This is a genomic window from Nonomuraea antimicrobica, from assembly GCF_039536965.1.
In the GTDB taxonomy this organism is placed as follows: Bacteria; Actinomycetota; Actinomycetes; order Streptosporangiales; family Streptosporangiaceae; genus Nonomuraea; species Nonomuraea antimicrobica.
In genome coordinates, this window is record NZ_BAAAZP010000166.1 from 1 (window position 1) to 3,053 (window position 3,053).

Here is a 3,053-nt window from a genome sequence, read left to right on the forward strand (position 1 = left end):
CGGGGGCCGAGGCGGGGGCGGGGGCGGCCGCCGGGGTCTGTGCCTCGGCCTTCGCGTGGCGGGGCGGGATGGCCAGGCGCAGAACGTCGGTCAGGGTGCCCGCGTACCGGTCGGCCACGGCCCTGGCCAGCCCGGCGATCTCCGGGGTGAGCACGCGCTCCGGCGACACCACGCGTTCCAGCGGCGTCAGCTTGCCCTCGTGCTCGCTCTCAGCGACGCGTTCCAGCAGGAAGCCGTCGACCAGCTTGCCCGCGAACCGCACCCGCACGCGGACGCCGGGCCCGGCCGTCTCGTGCATCCCGACCGGAACGAGATAGTCGAAGGGCCGGTCGAGGTGCGGCAACGGGCTGTCCACCGCCACCCGCGCCACGGGGTCGCTCGGGGCGGGGACGGGAGCCCCCTTGGTCTCCTTCGACCTGGTGTCCTTCGACGAGGCCGGGGGCCGCACGGCTTCGAGCGGCAGAAGGGCGTCGTCGGAGGAGTCGGTCACGCATAACGTCTACCAGACCCCCACCCCGCCACACGCCCACGAACGTCCGGACGTGGCCTATGGGACCGACCGGCGGGACGCCGCACCAACCGCAGCGCACCGAAGGCGATAGGCGACGGCGGCAGACGCACACGACCGGTGCCGCGCCTCTCACGACGAGGGCGACACCGGTCCGTAGGCAAGCGCCCCTCAGCCGACAGCCCGTCGAACGGCGGCCCCTCGGCGAGCGGGCGTCGAGCCGACACGCCGCGACCAACGCACGGGGCGGCGGGCCGCAGGCTGCTGGGGGCTGGGGCTGGGGCTGGGGCTCAGAGACCGGCGGCGGTCCGCAGGGCCTCGGCGCGGTCGGTGGACTCCCAGGAGAAGCCCTCACGGCCGAAGTGCCCGTAGGCGGCGGTCTCCGAGTAGATCGGGCGCAGCAGGTCGAGGTCGCGGATGATGGCCGCAGGACGCAGGTCGAACACCTGCAGCACGGCCTCCTGGATCTTCTCCACCGGAAGCTTCTCGGTGCCGAAGCACTCGACGAACAGCCCCACCGGCTGGGCCTTGCCGATCGCGTACGCCACCTGCACCTCGCACCGGTCGGCGAGCCCGGCCGCGACGACGTTCTTGGCGACCCAGCGCATGGCGTAGGCGGCCGAACGGTCGACCTTGGACGGGTCCTTGCCCGAGAAGGCGCCGCCACCGTGACGGGCCATGCCGCCGTAGGTGTCGATGATGATCTTGCGGCCGGTGAGGCCGGCGTCGCCCATCGGGCCGCCGATCTCGAAGCGGCCGGTCGGGTTGACCAGCAGGCGGTAGCCCTCGGTGTCGAGGTCGAGGTCGGCGAGCACGGGGTCGACCACGTGCTCCTTGATGTCAGGGGCCAGCATCTCCTTGAGGTCGATCTCGGCCGCGTGCTGCGTGGAGACGACCACGGTGTCGAGGCGGACGGGCGTGTCGCCGTCGTATTCGATGGTGACCTGGGTCTTGCCGTCGGGGCGCAGGTAGGGGACGGTGCCGGTCTTGCGCACCTCGGACAGGCGCTGGGCCAGCCGGTGGGCGAGCGTGATCGGCAGCGGCATCAGCTCGGGGGTCTCGCGGCAGGCGAAGCCGAACATGAGGCCCTGGTCTCCGGCGCCCTGGCGGTCGAGCTCGTCGGCGTCGTCGCCCTCACGGTGCTCGTAGGCGTCGTCGACACCCTGGGCGATGTCGGGCGACTGCGCGCCGATCGAGACCGACACGCCGCACGAGGCGCCGTCGAAGCCCTTGTGGGAGGCGTCGTAGCCGATCTCCAGGATCTTCTCCCGGATGACGCCCGGGATGTCGACGTAGGTCTCGGTCGTGACCTCGCCTGCGACGTGAACCTGGCCGGTGGTGATCAGCGTCTCGACGGCGACCCGGCTCTTGGGGTCGTCTTTGAGCATGGCGTCGAGAATCGCGTCACTGATCTGGTCGGCGATCTTGTCCGGGTGGCCTTCGGTGACCGACTCGGAGGTGAACAGGCGACGTGACAACTCAGTGGCTCCTCATGCAGCGGCTGCTGACGGATGTCAGGCCCGTGACCAATGGACATGGCCGGGCCTCGCCGAAGTCTAGCCCTACCCGGTGCCAGGTCGCGAAACTGTCCACCATCTGTCTCCCATCACAATTCGGGCAGAGGGTCGGGCGGCAGAGTCCCTGGCGCGAAGATCTCCGCGTCGGCCGCCGACACCACCGCGGCGTACTCCTCATCGAACTCCAGCACCATCGAGCCCAGCTCGAGAATGTGGCCGGGCAGGATCGGGCCGAGCCTGGTCTGCCGCGGGAACTCCGCGAACACCGACACCGGCCGATCGGTCCTCAGCGTCCTGGTCGCCAGCACGGAAATGGTCGAGGCCGTGACCACGATGAGAAAATTCCCCGTCCCAGCGGGCCCCGCGGAGAACGCGGGAAAGACGTAGTGAATTTCCCCTTGGTCGCCGAGCAATGTTCTACAACGATCTCTGACAGCAGAACCCACCGGCATTCCATCCCCCTTCGCCCCAAGTATCCGTAGGCGTATGGGGGTGGTGCAACAGGTGATCGAGTAATGAGATCTGTACGCTTTGCACGCCAAATAGGGGACGATATCCGTTGCGGCCGAGGGACCGCGGCAACCGAAGCGTCCGCGTGGCGTTCCCGGGTGACGACGACTCAGGGTGACGGCTCAGAGTGACGGTGCAGGACGGCTCAGGCGAGGCGGGCCGCGACCAGGTCCCACACCACGTCGGCCAGGTCCTCCTTGGGCCCGAACGGCACCTCGACCGGCTCCCCGCCCGCCACCAGCACGGTGGCGGCGTTGCCGGCGGTGCCGAAGGCCAGCCCCTCCCCCACCTGGTTGACGACCAGCAGGTCGCAGCCCTTGCGCACGAGCTTGGCCTGCCCGTTGGCGAGCACGTCGTGCGTCTCGGCCGCGAAACCGACGATCACCCGGGGCCCCGCCTCCGCAGCCGCCCACGGACCGGCACTCCCTGCCGACCCCGCCGCGCCGCCGGGCGTGGCGCCCGGACCCGCGGGCGTGGCGGCACCGGGCATGGCAGGGGCCGGTGCGGCGGCGCTCGCC

General features: G+C 70.8%; 4 protein-coding genes. All 4 read right to left on the bottom strand.

All coding sequences use genetic code 11. The features are described 5' to 3' along the window. Positions 1–490: primosomal protein N' family DNA-binding protein (locus ABD844_RS40370; RefSeq protein WP_486348547.1), on the bottom strand; the 490-nt coding region annotated here is incomplete at its 3' end. A gap of 308 nt (positions 491–798) precedes the next feature. Further along, entirely contained in the window at positions 799–1,986 is a 1,188-nt protein-coding gene (metK, locus tag ABD844_RS40375) for a methionine adenosyltransferase (RefSeq protein WP_344890603.1), read from the bottom strand. A gap of 128 nt (positions 1,987–2,114) precedes the next feature. Next, complete coding sequence (locus ABD844_RS40380) at positions 2,115–2,357, bottom strand: hypothetical protein (protein WP_344890606.1); 243 nt, start codon at positions 2,355–2,357, stop codon at positions 2,115–2,117. 323 nt (positions 2,358–2,680) lie between these two features. Further along, the coding region (locus ABD844_RS40385) for a phosphopantothenoylcysteine decarboxylase domain-containing protein (RefSeq protein WP_344890609.1) at positions 2,681–3,053 on the bottom strand (373 nt) is incomplete at its 5' end.